Annotated in this window: 17 protein-coding genes; 12 read left to right on the forward strand and 5 right to left on the reverse strand. The window is 68.3% G+C overall.

What is annotated here, in order from left to right; translation table 11 throughout:
• The first annotated feature begins 23 nt into the window (after nt 1-23).
• Entirely contained in the window at nt 24-1,283 is a 1,260-nt protein-coding gene (locus tag OO70_RS20345) for a GNAT family N-acetyltransferase (protein ID WP_043673127.1), read from the forward strand.
• A gap of 270 nt (nt 1,284-1,553) precedes the next feature.
• Nucleotides 1,554-2,462, forward strand: a complete 909-nt coding sequence (locus OO70_RS20350; RefSeq protein ID WP_043673130.1) for a winged helix-turn-helix domain-containing protein — start codon at nt 1,554-1,556, stop codon at nt 2,460-2,462.
• A gap of 40 nt (nt 2,463-2,502) precedes the next feature.
• Here the strand turns inward: OO70_RS20350 and OO70_RS20355 are convergent, their stop codons facing one another.
• The gene (locus OO70_RS20355) at nt 2,503-2,691 is read right to left on the reverse strand and encodes a hypothetical protein (protein WP_043673132.1); all 189 of its coding nucleotides are present in this window, start codon (nt 2,689-2,691) and stop codon (nt 2,503-2,505) included.
• Between the two features lie 179 nt (nt 2,692-2,870).
• On the opposite strand from OO70_RS20355, the gene OO70_RS20360 reads away from it, so the two are divergent.
• Together OO70_RS20360 and OO70_RS20365 are read left to right on the forward strand one after the other, a co-directional pair.
• Nucleotides 2,871-3,752: a GntR family transcriptional regulator gene (locus OO70_RS20360; protein ID WP_078651472.1), complete on the forward strand. Its 882-nt coding sequence runs from the start codon at nt 2,871-2,873 to the stop codon at nt 3,750-3,752.
• Entirely contained in the window at nt 3,752-4,489 is a 738-nt protein-coding gene (locus tag OO70_RS20365) for an HAD family hydrolase (protein WP_106971716.1), read from the forward strand. The genes OO70_RS20360 and OO70_RS20365 overlap by 1 nt, the downstream gene beginning before the upstream one ends.
• On the opposite strand, the gene OO70_RS20370 is transcribed toward OO70_RS20365, so the two are convergent.
• Entirely contained in the window at nt 4,480-4,632 is a 153-nt protein-coding gene (locus OO70_RS20370) for a hypothetical protein (RefSeq protein ID WP_234336889.1), read from the reverse strand. The two genes, OO70_RS20365 and OO70_RS20370, sit on opposite strands and share 10 nt — an antisense overlap.
• A 244-nt stretch (nt 4,633-4,876) precedes the next feature.
• Here OO70_RS20370 and OO70_RS20375 point away from each other — a divergent pair, with 244 nt between their 5' ends.
• The 3 genes from OO70_RS20375 (at nt 4,877) to OO70_RS20385 (ending at nt 9,100) form a co-directional block, all read left to right on the forward strand.
• Entirely contained in the window at nt 4,877-5,788 is a 912-nt protein-coding gene (locus OO70_RS20375) for a GntR family transcriptional regulator (RefSeq protein ID WP_043673143.1), read from the forward strand.
• Between the two features lie 159 nt (nt 5,789-5,947).
• Nucleotides 5,948-8,170 carry a phosphotransferase family protein gene (locus OO70_RS20380; RefSeq protein ID WP_043673146.1) on the forward strand — a complete coding sequence of 741 codons (2,223 nt, stop codon included), beginning with the start codon at nt 5,948-5,950 and terminating at the stop codon, nt 8,168-8,170.
• 75 nt (nt 8,171-8,245) lie between these two features.
• Entirely contained in the window at nt 8,246-9,100 is an 855-nt protein-coding gene (locus tag OO70_RS20385; RefSeq protein ID WP_234336890.1) for a hypothetical protein, read from the forward strand.
• A 6-nt stretch (nt 9,101-9,106) separates the two neighbouring features.
• Here OO70_RS20385 and OO70_RS20390 read toward each other — a convergent pair whose 3' ends face one another.
• Entirely contained in the window at nt 9,107-10,069 is a 963-nt protein-coding gene (locus tag OO70_RS20390; protein ID WP_043673152.1) for a zinc-binding dehydrogenase, read from the reverse strand.
• Between the two features lie 73 nt (nt 10,070-10,142).
• Nucleotides 10,143-10,985, reverse strand: coding sequence for a nitroreductase/quinone reductase family protein (locus OO70_RS20395; RefSeq protein ID WP_043673154.1), 843 nt, complete (start codon nt 10,983-10,985; stop codon nt 10,143-10,145).
• A 216-nt stretch (nt 10,986-11,201) separates the two neighbouring features.
• On the opposite strand from OO70_RS20395, the gene OO70_RS20400 reads away from it, so the two are divergent.
• Together OO70_RS20400 and OO70_RS20405 are read left to right on the forward strand one after the other, a co-directional pair.
• Complete coding sequence (locus tag OO70_RS20400; RefSeq protein WP_051741439.1) at nt 11,202-11,849, forward strand: RraA family protein; 648 nt, start codon at nt 11,202-11,204, stop codon at nt 11,847-11,849.
• Between the two features lie 90 nt (nt 11,850-11,939).
• Nucleotides 11,940-12,428, forward strand: a complete 489-nt coding sequence (locus OO70_RS20405) for an HAD domain-containing protein (protein WP_043673157.1) — start codon at nt 11,940-11,942, stop codon at nt 12,426-12,428.
• Between the two features lie 40 nt (nt 12,429-12,468).
• Here OO70_RS20405 and OO70_RS20410 read toward each other — a convergent pair whose 3' ends face one another.
• Nucleotides 12,469-13,530 carry a phosphotransferase gene (locus OO70_RS20410; protein ID WP_106971717.1) on the reverse strand — a complete coding sequence of 354 codons (1,062 nt, stop codon included), beginning with the start codon at nt 13,528-13,530 and terminating at the stop codon, nt 12,469-12,471.
• A 63-nt stretch (nt 13,531-13,593) separates the two neighbouring features.
• Here OO70_RS20410 and OO70_RS20415 point away from each other — a divergent pair, with 63 nt between their 5' ends.
• The 3 genes from OO70_RS20415 to OO70_RS20425 all read left to right on the forward strand — a co-directional run bounded on the left by OO70_RS20415 (nt 13,594) and on the right by OO70_RS20425 (nt 15,422).
• Complete coding sequence (locus tag OO70_RS20415; protein WP_043673951.1) at nt 13,594-14,058, forward strand: GNAT family N-acetyltransferase; 465 nt, start codon at nt 13,594-13,596, stop codon at nt 14,056-14,058.
• Between the two features lie 114 nt (nt 14,059-14,172).
• A complete protein-coding gene (locus tag OO70_RS20420; protein ID WP_043673160.1) occupies nt 14,173-14,601 on the forward strand; it encodes a hypothetical protein in 429 nt (142 codons plus the stop codon).
• Nucleotides 14,598-15,422 (forward strand): SDR family oxidoreductase, encoded by an 825-nt coding sequence (locus OO70_RS20425; RefSeq protein ID WP_234336891.1) that lies wholly within the window; start codon nt 14,598-14,600, stop codon nt 15,420-15,422. Before OO70_RS20420 ends, OO70_RS20425 begins: the two co-directional genes overlap by 4 nt.
• Nucleotides 15,423-15,508: the final 86 nt, after the last annotated feature.

Below are 15,508 nucleotides of genomic sequence, written 5' to 3' on the forward strand. Positions count from 1 at the left end.
CCCCACCGCCCTACCGTGACCCCATGACCCGCCGCGAACCCGACCTCCCCGTCCGCCCCATCACCACCCCCGAGATCCCCGACTGGATCCGCGCCCTGAACACGGGCTTCCTCCGCACCCCGACCGTCTCCGACGCGGAACTCGCAGACCGCAGCACCTACATCGACCCGTCCAGAACCCTCGGCGCCTTCGACGCGGGCCGCTGCGTGGCAACCTTCAGATCCTTCCCGCAGGAACTCACGGCGGTGGGCGGCACCCCCGTCCCCGCAGACGCCATCTCGAACGTCACGGTCACGGCCACCCACCGCCGCCGAGGCCTCCTGACCCGCATGATGGCCCAGGATCTGGCCGCGGCGAAGGAACGGGGCGACGTCGTAGCCACCCTCATCGCCGCCGAGTACCGGATCTACGGCCGCTACGGCTTCGGCCCCGCCACCTCGATCACCGAGTGGGAGATCGACGTCACGCGGGCCGGCCTGGACCCCCGCTGGTCGGCCCCGGAGGACGGCGGCCGTATCGACCTGGTGGACGGCGAGGACGTACGCAAGCTCGGCCCCGAACTGCACGAGCGGCTCCGCCGCACCCGGCCCGGCGCGATCACCCGCGACGACCGCTGGTGGCAGGTCAACACGGGTGCCATCAGCTTGTCGCGCGCGTCATGGACCGAGCCCTTCTACGCCGTCTACCGCGCGCCCGGCGGCGAGGTCGAGGGCCTGGCCGCGTACACCTGCGACGACACGTGGACCGACGCCAAGCAGCCGCAGGACACGGCCACGGTGAAGGGGCTGATCGCGACCACCCCGGCCGCCGAACGCGCCCTGTGGTACCACCTCTGCTCGATCGACTGGGTGGCGAAGGTGAAGTCGGGCGGGCGTGCCCCCGACGACCTGCTGCCGCTCCTCCTGCCGGACCCGAGGGCGGCCACGATCACGACACAGGCGGACTGGTTGTGGGTGCGGGTCCTGGATGTCGTACGGGCCATGGAGGCGCGGTCGTACGAGGGGGAGGGCACGTTGGTGTTCGAGGTGGCCGACGCGGCCGGACTGGCGGGCGGGCGCTATCGGTTGGCGGCTTCGGCGCAGGGGGCGTCGTGCGTGCCGACCACGGAGAGCGCGGAACTCACGCTGGATGTGCGGGAGTTGGGGACGCTGTGGCTGGGCGACGAGTCGGCCGAGCGGCTCGCGGCGCTGGGCCGGGTGCGGGAAGAACGAGCGGGCGCCGCCCGAGTGGCCGACGCCCTGCTGCGTACGTCCAGGCGGCCTTGGTGCCCGGACATCTTCTGAACGACCCTTCCGCTGGTGCCTGTTGATGGACTCATCCGTAGCTGTTCAGTTGTGGTTGTTGAACCGGTGGTGCTGACTGACCGGGCTCTCGGCTCCCCTCCAGGAGAGAGACCCGGCCAGCCGGACTGTGCGAGCGGTAGGGCCAACCCTGGGAAAGGTCGGCCATGTTGCTCAAGTTGGTTACCAACTCTTCTCTACTTATCTCCACTTGGATACGTCTCATAACCACCTTTCCTTGAAGTGCCCAAAGATGGCGGGAAGTTGTAGGGTTTGGTCGTGGACCAGGAACACGCCACCGTCAATGGGCGGACGAGGTCACCACGGCCACAGTGGTCACACCACGAGCTGGCCGACGAGTTGCGCACCCGGATCAGGTCCGGTGTGCTGCGGCCCGGCCAGCGCATGCCCACCCAGGCCAAGCTGGCGGACGAGTTCGGCGTCGAGCGCGGGGCCGTACGACAGGCACTGCGCATCCTGCAGTCCGAGCGTCTGCTCACCAATGTGACCAAGGGCAGCCCGGCGACCGTGGCCCCCGACCTCACCCTGGCCCTGACCGGCCCCGGAGCCCCGCCGCAGCCCACGATGGTGGGCCTCGCGCCGCGCATAGCGGAGGCCTTCGCACAGCCGCACGTGGAGATCGAGGCCCTGTGCCTGACGGCCGTCTCGCTCACGCTGGCCATGGGCGAACCGCTGCGCCAGATCCACGCCGGACGTCTGAAACCGGCCAAGGTCGACGTCCGGGTGCTGCTGCCGAGCAGCGACATCGAACTCGCCTTCCCCTCCCGCGTGGACGCCCCGGCCGACGGCCTGCTGCAACGCCGCTGGCTGGCCCAGCGCAACGCCCAGGGCCAGGTCCTGAAGCACAACCTGCTCGCTTTACGCGCGACGCACGGCATCGACGTGCACATCACGTTCCGCGCGCTCCCCTTCACCCCACCCGTGAAGCTGTACCTGCTCAACGGCTCGGAGGCGCTCTTCGCCTACTACACGCTGACCCAGCGCGAGGCGGAGATCGGCCACGAGCAGGTGGAGATGTACGACGCGGAGGGCACCCAGTCGATGCTGTTCGCCTTCGAGCAGGGGGCGGGGCTACGGGACACGACGTTCGTGGAGCAGTCACAACTGTGGTTCAACGCACTGTGGGAGACGATCAGTTCGGAGCTGACGCTGACGAGCTGATCGCCTCCCGCAGTGGCCGACCCGGAGGGAGTCCTTCGGGTCATAGAGCCGGTCCGGTGACCAGGAGGGCCAGCACCACGGCCCCGATGGAGCTGATGGCCGGGCTCTTGGCCTTGATGCCGATGCTGAGCAGGAGCAGGCCGACGATGCCGGTGGCGCCGTACTTCACCTGGACGATCTGCTCGAAGCCGACGACGAAGACGGCGGAGAGGAGGGCGATGGCAGGCACGGTGGTTCCCCCTTCGGGCTTCCGGGCGGACGGGCGTGGGGGTGAGGAAGCAAACCTTCCGCCAACTTAGCTAAGTTGGTTGCCAACTCTGCTTAAGTTGTTCCCTCTTGGCACCTACTCACACCTACTCACAATCAAGTTCCAAACAACTCCCCTAAGATGGGGCAGAGTTATACCGTTTGGTCGTGACCCAGGAGAACGTGGCAGTGAACGGCAGCAGAAGCTTCTCGCCCCAGGAGATCGCCGACGCCCTGCGCGACCGCATCCGCACCGGCGAACTCAGGGCAGGAGACCGCCTGCCCACCCAGGCCGACCTGGCGGAGGAGTTCGGGGTGGAGCGGGGGGCGGTGCGGCAGGCTCTGCGGGTTCTTCAGGAGGCGGGACTGCTGACGAATGTGAGCAAGGGGAGTCCGCCGCGGATCGCGGAGCCGGTGGGGCCTGGGCGGGATGAGCCTCAGCGGACGATGGTGGGGTTGGCACCGCGGCTGGCCGAGGCGTTCGCGGAGCAGAACGTACGGATCGACGCGGCCTGTCTGACGGCTCAGAGCCTCATGCTGGCGATGGGAGAGTCGGTTCGGCTGATCCACGAGGGGCGGGCCCGCCCCGAGTCGATCAACGTCCGTGTGCTGCTTCCCTCTCGGAAGATCACCCTCGCCTTCCCGGTCTCGGTTGAGGGTCGAGGCGACGACGACCCGGTCCACCAGCGCTGGCTGAAGATGCGCAACGCCCAGGCGCAGGTACTCGAGTACAACCTGGGGTCCCTGCGGTCCACGCACGGCATAGACGTCCAGATCAGCTTCCGTGCGCTGCCCTTCACACCGCCGATCAAGCTGTACCTGCTCAATGAGAAGGAAGCGCTGCTCGGGTACTACGTGCTCGACGAGCGAGAGGAGGAGTACGAGAGCCAGACACTGGAGATGTACGACGCCCTCGGCTCCCAGTCCGTCCTCTTCGCCTTCCTCAAGCAGGCGGGCCAGCGCGACGCGGCGTTTGTGGAGGAATCCCAGAAGTGGTTCAACGCCCTCTGGGAAACCATCACGACGGACCTGACACTCTCCTAGTGACTCCTGATACAGCGCAGACTGAACAGGTGACAGTAGAGACAGAGAACCTGCGAGAACTGATCACCAAGGCCCGCCATGTCCTGTTCGACTTCGACGGCCCGATCTGTCGGCTGTTCGCGGGGCACACGGCGGAGCGGGTGGCGGGCGAACTGGTCGAGTGGCTCGAAGGGCGGGGACTGCACGGGCTGTTGACGGAGAGCGAACGGGATTCCCTGGACCCGCACATGGTCCTGCGTGCCGTCGACCGCCGGCACCCCGGCAGCGACCTGGTCGCGGAGTTGGAGGAACGTCTCACCCAGGAGGAACTCCGGGCCACGTCCTCGGCGATGCCCACGGCCTACGCCGACCCGTTGATCCGCACCTGGTCCGCAGTGGGCTCACGACTGGCCATCGCCACCAACAACTCCCCCCGGGTGGTGCGCACTTACCTGGCCGGCCGCGGACTCGTCCCCTGCTTCGCCCCGCACATCTACGGCCGCACCCAGGACCTCCACCTCCTCAAGCCCGACCCGCACTGCCTCATCCGGGCGTTGAACGGGCTGGGCGCGGCACCGTCGGCCACCTTGATGATCGGCGACACGCCTACGGACCTCGAAGCGGCGGAAGGAGCCGGTGTGTCGTTCCTCGGCTACGCGCGTAATGACCGCAAGGAGAAGGTGCTGCGGGACGCGGGAGCCGAGCATGTGGTCGGCTCCCTGGACACGGTGTTGCAGGTGTTGCGGGATCAGGCCTGAGTCATCAGGAGCACGAAGATGACGGCTCCGGCGGACATGCAGGTGGCGTTGCGGGCCTTGAGGCCTACGGCGAGCAAGAAGAAGCAGAGGAGGCCGGGGGCCCCGTACCGCGACTGCATCAGCTGTTTGATTTCGAGTGCCATGACATCTCGCAGTAACTCGGCGACGACCACGGGACCCCACCCCCTCTGTTTCTCTCGGACAGCGTTCTTGCCTGACAACTGATCAACAATCCGCCCAATTGGACTGCTTGCCTTGAATTGGATGTGCCCTGGCTGGTTGATCCGTTAACGTCGCCAACGGATTTGTCGGCGGGAACCATCAAATCTGGCCGCCAATATGACTGGAAGTGGTTTGCTCGCCCGGTCGAAGAGGTACGGTCGCGATGTGAGCGCAGAACGTGGCGAGGGCGGCGGCAAGGAGTTCAACTCCCTTCTGGAGGAACTGCGCGCTCGCATCGCCAACGGGACATATCCAGTGGGCGGGTTGCTGCCTCCGCAGCGCTTGCTCGCCGAAGAGGCCGGCCTCTCCCGCGACACCGTCCAGCGCGTCCTGAACGAGCTGAAGAGCGAGGGGTGGATCGAAACCCGTCAAGGCAGCGGGTCGAAGGTCGTGAGAAGCCCGATACACCTGGGCAAGGAGCCACAGGAGACACCACGGCTGCGGGCGGCGCTCGGCCCGTTCATCGCCCGGGCCTTCGCCCAGCCGACGGTACGGCTGGATGTCTTCACGCTGACGTCCGAGAGCCTGGACGCGCATGTCCGGTTGCAGGCCGAGAAGATCCGCACCGGAGAGATCGATGCTCCTCAACGCATCGAACTGAGGATGCTGTTGCCCTCCGACTCGCTCGAACTGCCGTATCCCCGGGCGAAGACGCCGGTCGGGGAGCTCGCTGAATCCGGTCAATTGGACCGGTTGCAGGAACGGATGTCGGAACGGCTCAGGGACATCACTCGTCGGCACACAACCTCGTTGCGCTCGGCCCTGCGGGACCTGGAGACGGAGGGCTTGGTGCCGTCCGTGGCCGTGGAGGTCAGGAGTGTCCCCCTGGTCCCGTCCTTCAAGCTGTACCTCCGCCGGGGCACCGAGGCGTTGTTCGGCCCCTACGAGGTCGTGGAGCGCTCGATCCTGCTCGATGACGGAACGGAGACAGAGGCCCTGGACGTCCTGGGCTTCGGGTCGACCCTGACCCGGCATGTCAACGACGACGGTGATCCCAACTCCACCGGATCCGTGTTCATGGAGAGCATGCAGACCTGGTTCGACTCCTGCTGGGAGCATCTCGCCGGGACGTTCTGAGGCCAGTGGCAAGTGCCATGTCATCAAGTGTGTTGCGTATTGGCGATGTTGCCCCACACGCTTGGGCAATTGGCACTAGGGTGTGCCCACTCAACACTCGCTGCATGAACATCGGTGGCGACGTACAGCTATTCAGGAGTGACCTTGGGTGGTCCACCAATGCCCGGAACTCCCCCCAGGGCGAGGGACGCGGGCGGCGCTTTCGACGAACTCGTGGCGTGGGCCATGGGCGAGGGGGAGTTCAGCCGTGGCCACCACAACCTGAACTATGTCGTGCGACCACCGGAGTCCGTCGGTGTCCGGCTGCCTGCGCTGAGGGGACATGAGCGGGTCACCATCCGCCGGCGGATCCGTGATGCGCTGCCCGTCGTCATCAGGACGTGGCAGGACGAGGCGGAGATCCTCGACGCTGTCCGTGGCGTTCTGCCCCATGTGCCGCAGTGCCTGGTCAGGCGCGAGGACATGACCGTTCTGAGTTATGTGCAGGGCGTTCCGCTGTCGATCGTCTGCCCCAATGGCAAGCGGGTGGAGTCCGATCTGATTTCCGCCCTCGCCGGCCTGCTCGCAGACATGACACAGGTACGCAGAAAGGATCTGCCTCCGCTGCCGCCGTCCTGGCCACGGCACAACCGGGACAGCCGCGCGTTTCTCCGGGCTCTGGCCATGGCAACGGAGGAACAGATCAGGAAGCGCAACTGGCCGAAGTTCGGCGGACTGTTCGCCACATTGGGTATCCCCGGGGACGCCATGGTGCGATTCGCCGAGCGGGTTCCCGCGATGATCAGCCGCCCTTTCAGCCTTCTCCACACCGATCTGCACCGCGACAACGTGATCGTCTCGTACCACGGCGACCCACCCCTGATCTGCGTCGACTGGGAGCTGGCGACCTTCGGTGACCCGGTGCACGACCTCGCCACCCATCTCGTGCGGATGGACTACCCCGCTGAGCAGTGGGCCGAGGTGATGGATGCCTGGCGTGCGGCCATGGAGCTGCGGTGCGGCGAGGCGGTCAAGGGCGCCGAGCGGGATCTGAAGCACTACGTCGACTTCGAACGCGCCCAGTCGGTCTACCCGGATGTGATGCGCGCGGTGACTTCGCTCGGCGACAAGTTCGACCAACGAGAACTGGATGCCGCGACGCACGCCGTGCGCCGGGCCCTGTTGTTGGCCGAGGCTCCCCTGCGGCTCAAGAGTGTGCCGGACGAGAAGTCCATCGAGGGGATTCTCTTCCGCTGGAACGTGTCCAACGGAAAGCAGCACAGCAAGGACCAGATCAAGCTGCACATCCCTTGGCGGCGGGATCCCAGGGTTCCCGAACACCGGGAGTTTCCGGCGTGGGCGGTGCGGGACGCTCTGTTCGCGGAGGGCGCGGCTCCCGCGGACCACGTGTTCAAGGGAACGGCCCATCTCAGCACGGCGGTTCGGGTACGGGGCATCCCCCTCCCGGTCATGGTGCGGCGGAAGGTGGGATCGGCGAACCCGCGGGAGAAGAGGTTCCTGAACGAGCATGCCGTTCTGGGGGTGATCGAGGCATCTGGCGTGAGGGTCCGCGCCCCGCGGGTGCTGGCACTGGGCACCAGCGGTCCCCATCTGAAGGACCAGTTCACCATCCACTCGTACGAGGGGCCGAAGGGCGAGATCCGGCATCCTGACCATCCTGCTGAGGGGCTGCTGCCGCACGAGGCGGACGATCTCGTCGACCAGCTCTGTGAGTTGACGAAAGTCGACTGCGAGGAGTTGGGCTCGGACACCCTGGGCCAGGATTTCTACCGGGGACTGCGCTTCGAACTGCTGCGCATGGTGTCCGTGCTCCCCGCGGAGACACTCGCTCTGGCCAGGGAGTTGGGCCTGCCCGGAATCGTCCGGCTGGGAGAGATCCTGGACCGGTACATGCTGACCCCGCGCCGTTCCGTCCTTCTGCACGGTGACCTCAACCCCTGGAACATGGTGCGCCGCGAGGACGGCACAGGGCTGACCCTCATCGACTGGGAAATGGCGATGGTGGGCGATCCCCTCTATGACCTGATCCGCCACATGCATCTGACCCCGACACTCCCGGACATTCGCGAGCGCCTGTTCGCCCGATGGGGCAAGAAGATGCCCGAGGAGTACACCAAGGGCTGGCGCGAGGACTGGCGTGTCTACCGTTGGATCGAATCCGTGCGTTCCGCTTACGTGGACCTCGACCGCCTGGTCACCGGAGACAGCCTCGAAGCTCCCAACGTCCGCCGGGCGGTGGATACATATGCCATGACCCTGAAGACTGCGACCGCGTCACTCGGGCTCAAGGACAGATCTACGGCCAACCCCTATCTTGCTTTGGCGCTGCCCCGGGCCGACCATGGACAGGCGTGGATGGACGAGTACCCCGCAGAAATGTGACACGCAGCTGTGCGTCGCGCGACGGGGGAGGGGACTGGGATGTCCGGCGGCCGAAGCGCTATACCCGAAAACACCTTGGGCGAGCGGGTAAAGCGTCTCCAGACCCGGTACCAGCCGACGGTCACGCGGATTCTGCTCCTCTCCGTCTTCGTCATCGGGCTGATCGCGCAGTTCGTGAAGCCGGTGGGCGACGCCCTCCAGGGCAAGGTGTTCCTCGGCAGTGCCTTCCTCAGCGTGGTGGCATATCTGCTGTACGACAAGGTCAACGACCTCGACGCATCACTTCGGCTGCCGTCCCGCGCCCAGGTGAAGTCACGGGAGTTGGGCACCTTCGTGACCGAGGCATTCCGTGCCCGGACGGTGGAGATCAGCTTCCTCGGCTACACCGGCGAGACGCTCTACAACGAGCTCTATCACCGTCTGGAGGGCTTGAAGGACGATCCTGGTCCGACGCGGCACGTGGTGGTCAGATTCCTGGTCCCGGATTTCCGTGCTCCTATGACCGTGCCCTCCAGGGTGGGTGAAGAGGGCGCGCCGGTCGATGACGAGGAGTTCCGCAAGCGGCTGGAGCTCAAGTGCAAGGAGTTCGACCAGAGACTGTCGGCCATCGCGCAACGGCTGACATCGGTAGGTCGGGTGACAGCTGCGTGCGAGTACCGCTTCTACCCGGGCATACCGCGCGACAAGATCTGCATCTTCAACCGGGAACTGGTCCTCCACGGCCTCTACGACGTGTCCGCCCGCACCATGGGCTTCAGCCCGGAACCGGACTACTACGACCCCCAGGGATATCGCACCGACCTCAACATCTGGTCGCGGGAGGACACCGACGACGTCAGGGCCGCTGTCGCGACCTGGAACAAGCACTTCGACGGCCTGTGGGAGTTGGCGGCAAAGCCACCCTGGCGCCGAGGCGCGCCGCTGACCTGAACGCGCTCAGCTCTTGAGCACCACCTTCCCCAGTACCCCGCGCCCCTCAATCGCCGCATGCGCGTCGGCGGCCCGCTCCAACCCGAACACCTCCCCGATCACCACCCGCACCCGCCCCACCACCGCCTCCTCAAAGGCGTACGACGTCAACCGCCGCAACTCCGCCGCAGGAAACTGCACATCGGCGATCCCGAACAGCTTGATGCCACGCCGGGCGGCCTCCTCCGTGTCGAGGGTGGCGAAGCCGCCCGACGGGGCGCCGTGCGCCGAGAAGCGCCCACCTTCCGCAGTCAACGGGAGGGCGGCGGCGCCTAGTTGCCCGCCCACGCCGTCCAAGACCACGTCGGCCGCGCCGCCCAGGGCGGTACGCGCACGCTCCGGCCAGTCGGCCGCCGACACGTCCACCGCTGCGTCGGCGCCCAACTCCTTCACCAGGGCCAGCTTTTCGGCGCCCCGAGCCAGCCCTACGGCCAACGCACCCCGCGCCCGGGCCAGTTGGACCAGGACCGTGCCCATGCCGCCCGACGCGCCCAGGATCAGGACGCGGTCGCCGGGAGACACGGCGGTCAACTCGATGAGGCCGGCCGCCGTGACGCCGTCGTGGACCAGGGCCGCCGCTGGGAGCAGGTCAAGGCCGTCCGGTACGACCGTCAGGGCCGCCACCGCCGCCACCGCTCGCGACGCGTAGCCGCCCCGGACGAATGACGTCACCCGGCGACCCAGCCACTCCTCCGGGACCCCCGGGCCGAGTGCCGCGACCACGCCGGAGACACCGCCGCCCGGGACGTACGGCGGTGTCTCCGGGAAGAACTCTCGGCCCCAACCCGTCCGGACCTGGGTCTCTACGAAGATCGTGTCGATGTAGGCGACGTCGATCAGTACCTCGCCGGGGCCGGGGACCGGGTCCGGTAGGACCACCGGGACCAGGACCTCCGGGCCGCCGAACTTCTGTACCTGCGCTGCACGCATGGCCGACCTCCACCGCATCGGGACAACAACATCGGGATGTGCGTGCAGTCTTCGACCTCTAGCGGACTTGAGGTCAAGAGGCGGTGTCGAAGAGGGGGATCAACTCCTCTTCCTCGTAAGTGAGATGGGCTTCCAGGGCTGTCGTCAGGCGGTCCACATCGGCGCGGACGGCTACCGGGTTCGTGTCGTTGGTGGTGAGTGCCCTGCGCAGGTCGTCCACCAGCGCCGCGATCTGCTCGTGTTCCTCGTGCAGGCGGGCCAGGGCCGGGGCGGAGTGGGGGTGGTGCTCGGCGATGAGCGGGAACATCGCGGTGTCTTCGCCGGTGTGGTGGTTGTGCAGGCCCTGGCAGAACGTCAGGCAGTTGACGCGGAGTTGGGCGCCGAGTGTTGTGGTGCCGGTGCGCAATTCCGCCCGGATCAGGGTCAGTTCGCGGCGGAACGCGTCGTGCACCACCTTGATGACCTCGCCGAAGGAGGTCGCGTTGATGTTCCCCGGGCCGCCCTGCGCCAGGCTGTGGAGGGCCACGACCGGGAGGACACGGGTGGTCTTCTCCTGGTACGCCGCCCAGCCGGCGTCCGCCTCCACGGCTCGGGCGAAGACCTCGTCGCGTTCCTCGCCGGTGAGGACCACGGCTCGTGCCTCGTAAGTGAACACGCCGCTCTCGACGGTGACTTGGGGGTGGGCGACGAGGTTGCGGAACCAGTCCGGGTGCCGGTCCGAGCCGCCTGCCGAGGCGATGACGAGGACCCGGTCGCCGCCGTCGGGGAGGTAGCCGACGGGGGTGGTGTGCGGGGTGCCGGTGCGGGCGCCGGTGGTGGTGAGGAGGAGTAGGCGGGCGCCCTCGAAGTAGCCGCTCATGCGGCCCCTGTTGGCGCGGAACTCGTCGATGATCTGCTGGTTGAAGTCATGGGGCATGGGGTGGTGGTGGCTCCCTGTTCTCTGTCGCTGCTGGTCCGTGGATGGCGCCGGCGATCGTGCTGACGATCGCGCTGGTGTGGCGACTTGGCTTGGACGCAGTGACAGACGGCGGGCCCCTGGCCCGCCACGGCCTCACTCAGAGGCCGGGTACCCGACTCGCTCACGGCACAAGGCCGACCCGGCAGTCATGGGAGGGACGGTAGCGTCCGTCGTATGACTGACGCCACCGAGTTCCAGGACATCTCCGAGTTCGAGTTCCAGGACATCCCCACGACCACCCTGGCCGATCTGCTCGGCCACGAGCAGGTCATGGACCTCGGCATCCGGGCGCTGTGGGGTCCGATGCCGCGTCTCGCCGGGCCGGCCTTCACCGTGCGGTGCCCGCCCGGCGACAACCTCATGCTGCACGCCGCCATCTACCGCGCCGAGCCCGGCTCGGTCGTCGTCGTGGAGTCCGGGGACGCGCAGTACGCGCTGGCCGGCGGGAACGTCTGCGCCGTCGCGCAGCGGCGCGGCATCGCCGGGTTCGTGCTCGACGGGGTGATCCGTGACGTGGGGGAGGTGCGGGAGGCGGGGTTCCCCGTGTTCGCGCGGGGCGTCGTGCCGATCCCGGGCGTCAAGAAGGCCGTACTGCCGTTGAACGAGCGGGTGCGGTGCGGGGGCGTGGCCGTCGACGCCGGGGATGTCGTGGTGGCCGACGAGGACGGGGTCGTGGTGGTGCCGGGTGGGCGGCGGGCTGAGGTGCTTGCCGGGGCGCGGGTACGGCTGGCCCAGGAGGCTGCCGAGAGTCTTGACGACTGGGAGGCGGCACATCGGGCTCGGGTGGATGAGCTTCTGGGTGCGGGTGGGTTCGAGGCGTGACGTGCGTGAGTTGTGTGGCGTGTGTGGCGCGCGTGGCGCGCCCGAGTCGCGTGGCTTGCGGGAGCTGCGTGGCGTAGGCGAAGGGGTCTGATGCTTCTCTTTCTCGATGTCGACGGGACGTTGATTCCCTTCGGCGCGTCGCGGTCCTACCCGGTGTACGCGCCGCGCTTCGCGCCGCCCACGGTCGCCGCCCCACCGCTGCTGACCCGGATCGACCCCTCGCTCGGGCCTCGACTCACCGCGCTGCGGTGCGAGTTGGTGTGGGCGACGACCTGGATGGACGACGCGAACACGTGCGTCGCGCCCTGGCTCGGGTTGCCCCAACTCCCCTTGGTGGACTGGCCCGATCCCGCTGAGGGGGGCTTGGGGGGTGGCCTGCACTGGAAGACCCGGCCGCTCGTCGCCTGGGCCGCCGGGCGGGCCTTCGTGTGGGTGGACGACGAGATCGGGGACGCCGATCGCGACTGGGTGGCCGCCCATCATCCCGAGCGGGCTCTGTTGCAGCGCGTCGATCATCGGTACGGGGTGACGGGTGCGGACTTCGATGCCATGGAGGCGTGGTTGGCGGTCAACCGGTAGGCGAGGGTGGGTAGTTGAGGGTGACTTCTTTTGGGATCCTTCAGAACGGGGGCTCGTCGGACGCCAGCTCCAGCAGCCACTCCGCGCTCGCCGTCGCGCCCGCCGCACGTGTCGCGTCGGACGCGCCCGGGAAGTGCCGGCCCCAGGAGACCGCGCGGCCGATGGCGCCGAGCCGTCCCGCGAGGCTCAGGGCGCGGCGCAGTTCCGCGGTGGTGCGGCCGTCTCCGGTCCAGGGTTCCAGGTAGGCGTCCCGGAGGCGGGGCAGCGCTTCGGGGCCGTAGCGGTCGGTGATGCGGCCGGCGGGGACCAGGAAGCTGCAGAACGGGTGCGAGACGGCCGCGTCGCCCCAGTCGAAGAAGGTGAAGCGACCGGGCTCCGGGTTGAACAGTTGGCCGTCGTGCAGGTCGGAGTGGTCGAGCGAGTCGGGGATGCCCAACTCGGCAAGTTCTTCGCACCAGTTGAGCAGGCGCGGGCGTAGGGCGGACAGCTGCGCGGGGTCGGGCTGTCGTAGCGGCGTGGTGTTGTCCGTGAGGACGGAGCGGATGAACTCCACTGTCCGGTCGAAGACTTCGGGGAGCGCCGTGGTGCGGGCGCTGGGAACGCCGAGTTGTTCCAGGTCCTTGGTGTACGGGACGAGCGTGCGCTGCATCGTGGCGTACTGGCGCAGTGGTTCTTCCCAGGCGCGGGGGTCGGCGGGGCCGCGGTTGAGGACCTGCCAGAAGAGTTCGCCGCCGTCGGGGAGCAACGACCAGCCGCGGTCGGCGTCCACGGCGAGAGGTTCCAGGACGTACTCCGGCACCCAGCGGGCGAGTGCGGCGGTGAGCGGGGCCTCGAAGGCGCTCCCGGGCGGATTTGCCTTCAGCCATACGGCAGTTGGGGCGGTGGAAGCGGTGGAAGCGCCAGGGGCTTCCACGGGGATTCGGACCAGGACCGACCACGGGCGTAGTCGCACACCCCGTCTGCCTGCCTCGCGCAGGCCCCTCGACGCGAGCTCGCGGCCGGCCCAGCCCAGGGCCGCGTCCCGCCAAGTCGCTTGATCCCAGGGCGTTTTGGCGTCCTCGTACTGGCCCCGGTCCAGGATCGCCGATGCGTCGTCCTCCATCGCCTCATTCCAGCAGCGGGGGCGCCCGGGTTCCACCGAATTCCGCGCGGTAGCGTGCCGATCATGGCGGACTGGGAGATGCGGCCCGCGTCGGCGGCGGACGTCGAGGCGATCGCCGAGCTGCGTGCCGTCGTGCTGCGGGGCGATCTGGAGCGGCTCGGGCGGTACGACGCGCGACGGGTGCGGCAGCGGTTGCGTGACGGGTTCGAGCCGGCGTGCACGTGGGTGATCGAGGTGGGCGGGGAGTTCGCCGGGTGCGTGGCGCTACGGCCGGACGCGGACGGCCGTTGCCACTGGCTGGAGCATTTCTATCTGGCCGCGCGTCTTCAGGGCGGAGGGATCGGTTCCGGTGTGCTGCGGGAGCTGCTGGAGCGGTGCGACCGGGACGGTGTCGCCGTCGTACGGCTGAATGTGCTGCGGGGGAGTCCGGCGCGGCGGTTGTACGAGCGGTACGGGTTCGTCGTCGAGGCCGAGGATCCGGTGGACGTGTTCATGGTGCGTGAGGCGCCCGCCCGACGCTCGCCCTGACATCCGCGGGGGCTGTGTCGTCGTACAGGTATGACAGATACAGGTACAGGTACGGGTACGACAGATGCAGGCATGACGGCGGGCGTGGCAGGTGTGGCAGGTCTGGGCACAAGAATGCGATACGGCAGTCTCGGTCTCCTGGCCGTGGTCGGGCTGTACACGGGTGGCTGGGCCTATTTCTCGCCGGCGGGGTGGTACGCGAACTTCCCCGGGCTCGGACTGAGTTGGCTGCCCCAACTGGGGCCCTACAACGAGCACCTCGCCAAGGACGCGGGGGCGATGTTCCTCGCGCTGGCCGTCCTCACGCTCGTCGCGCTGCGCCAGGTGCGGAACACCAGGCTGGTGCAGACGACGGGTGCGGTGTGGCTGGTCTTCAACGTGCTGCACTTCAGCTATCACGTGCAGCATCTCGACATGTACGGGACCCGTGACCAGGTGCTGAACGTGGTGTTCCTGGCCGTGCTCGTGCTGCTGGCGGCGGGGCTGCTGGTCCCGGTGTCGGCCTCGTCCGGCTCGTCCGGTCGGCACGGTGATCCCCGATGAAGGAGAGGGTCGGCATGCGGGTGGCGGTGGCGGGCGGTACCGGGCTGGTCGGCCGGTACGTGGTCGAGGAGCTGGTCGCGGCCGGGCAGGAACCGGTGGTGCTGAGCCGGTCGCGGGGCGTGGACCTCGTCGCGGGCGGCGCCGGGCTCGACGCGGCCCTGGACGGTGTGGACGCTGTCGTCGACGTGAGCAACGTGACGACCACGAGCGCGCGGAAGGCGGTCGCGTTCTTCGACGCCGTCGGCCGCAACCTGCTGGACGCGGGCGCTCGGGCCGGCGTACGACATCACGTGGTGCTGTCGATCGTCGGCATCGACCGGGTCGGCCTCGGCTACTACCGGGGCAAACTCCGCCAGGAGGACGTGGTGAGGGGCGGCCCGGTGCCGTGGTCGGTGCTGCGCGCGACGCAGTTCCACGAGTTCGCGGAGCAGACCCTCGACCGGGTGCCGAAACCCCTCGCGGTGGTGCCGAGGATGCGGACCCAGCCGGTTGCGGCGGGTGAGGTCGCTCAGCATCTGGTGAAGCTTGCGCTGGGCCCTGCTCAAGGAATGGCCCCGGACCTCGCCGGGCCGCGCGTCGAGCAACTCGTCGACATGGTGCGGCGGTTGCTGCGGGCCCGGCACGAGCGGCGGCTGGTGCTGCCGGTGCGGATGCCGGGGGCGGTCGGGGCGGCGATGACGGGGGACGGGCAGTTGCCGGTCGCCGGGGCGGTCGGGCCGCGGGGCGGTCAGACGTTCGACGCATGGCTCGCGCAGCATGTGCAGCGTGTGCAGCATGGGGTGAGTGGCGGGAGCGCGGGCGGGGACGGGCGGAGAGGATGATCGCCGGCGTGCCCACACCCCCGTCACCGTCACCGCCACCGTCATCGCCACCGTCCGGACCGGGCGGCGATCCCACCCTCGGTTCC

It is taken from the genome of Streptomyces xylophagus, assembly GCF_000716435.1.
Lineage (GTDB): Bacteria > Actinomycetota > Actinomycetes > Streptomycetales > Streptomycetaceae > Streptomyces > Streptomyces xylophagus.

Bases quoted from the DNA above. Each gene is read 5' to 3' on its own strand.
- OO70_RS20345 (WP_043673127.1), top strand. From the start codon at position 24: ATGACCCGCCGCGAACCCGACCTCCCCGTCCGCCCCATCACCACCCCC.
- OO70_RS20370 (WP_234336889.1), bottom strand. From the start codon at position 4,632: ATGGCACTCGAAATCAAACAGCTGATGCAGTCGCGGTACGGGGCCCCC.
- OO70_RS20380 (WP_043673146.1), top strand. From the start codon at position 5,948: ATGCCCGGAACTCCCCCCAGGGCGAGGGACGCGGGCGGCGCTTTCGAC.
- OO70_RS20390 (WP_043673152.1), bottom strand. From the start codon at position 10,069: ATGCGTGCAGCGCAGGTACAGAAGTTCGGCGGCCCGGAGGTCCTGGTC.
- OO70_RS20395 (WP_043673154.1), bottom strand. From the start codon at position 10,985: ATGCCCCATGACTTCAACCAGCAGATCATCGACGAGTTCCGCGCCAAC.
- OO70_RS20400 (WP_051741439.1), top strand. From the start codon at position 11,202: ATGACTGACGCCACCGAGTTCCAGGACATCTCCGAGTTCGAGTTCCAG.
- OO70_RS20405 (WP_043673157.1), top strand. From the start codon at position 11,940: ATGCTTCTCTTTCTCGATGTCGACGGGACGTTGATTCCCTTCGGCGCG.
- OO70_RS20410 (WP_106971717.1), bottom strand. From the start codon at position 13,530: ATGGAGGACGACGCATCGGCGATCCTGGACCGGGGCCAGTACGAGGAC.
- OO70_RS20415 (WP_043673951.1), top strand. From the start codon at position 13,594: ATGGCGGACTGGGAGATGCGGCCCGCGTCGGCGGCGGACGTCGAGGCG.
- OO70_RS20420 (WP_043673160.1), top strand. From the start codon at position 14,173: ATGCGATACGGCAGTCTCGGTCTCCTGGCCGTGGTCGGGCTGTACACG.
- OO70_RS20425 (WP_234336891.1), top strand. From the start codon at position 14,598: ATGAAGGAGAGGGTCGGCATGCGGGTGGCGGTGGCGGGCGGTACCGGG.